Source organism: Hymenobacter terricola (assembly GCF_017921975.2).
In the GTDB taxonomy this organism is placed as follows: Bacteria; Bacteroidota; Bacteroidia; order Cytophagales; family Hymenobacteraceae; genus Hymenobacter; species Hymenobacter terricola.
This window is the reverse complement of the sequence record NZ_JAGEMO020000081.1, coordinates 1-594: the sequence shown is the minus strand read 5'-3', so window position 1 is coordinate 594 and position 594 is coordinate 1. Positions and strand designations below refer to the sequence as shown.

Sequence of the window (594 nt, the reverse complement as noted above, 5' to 3'; positions counted from 1 at the left end):
CAGGTCGCGGTTTTGCTCGGTGAGGAACACGCCGGGCGCGAGGGCGTTCATGCGGATGCCGCCGCCGTAGCGCAGGCCCAGCTCGGTGGCCATCCAGCGGGTGTAGCCTTCGATGGCGGTTTTGGCCAGCGTGTAGCCCATCACCCGCGTGAGGGGCCGCTGGGCGGTGAGTGAGGAGATATTGACGATGGAGCCCGTGCCCTGGTCGGCCATCACGCGGCCAAAAACCGTGGTCGGAATCACGGTGCCGAACAGGTTCAAATCCACGGCCCGCCGGGTGTCCTCAATGCCCACATCGAACAGGTTCTGGCCGGGGCCGACGGTGGCGCCGGGCAGGTTGCCGCCGGCCGCATTCACCAGGCCGTCGATGCGGCCCCAGGCGCTCATGATTTTGTCGCGGGCGGCGTTCATCTGGCCCGTATCGAGCACGTCGCCGAGGAGGACCAGGCACTCGCCACCGGCGGCGCGAATGGCGGCGGCCCGGGCTTCGGCCCGCTCGGCGTTGCGGCCCAGGATGGCCACTTTGGCCCCGGCTTCGGCCACGGCCAGCGACATGGACGCGCCCAGCACGCCGGTAGCGCCGGTGATAATCAC

Annotated in this window: 1 protein-coding gene; it reads right to left on the bottom strand. The window is 69.5% G+C overall.

Annotation, left to right across the window (positions count from 1 at the left end; all coding sequences use genetic code 11):
* Positions 1-594 (bottom strand): SDR family NAD(P)-dependent oxidoreductase (locus J4G38_RS24370; protein ID WP_226163790.1); only part of this gene is annotated, 594 nt, incomplete at both ends.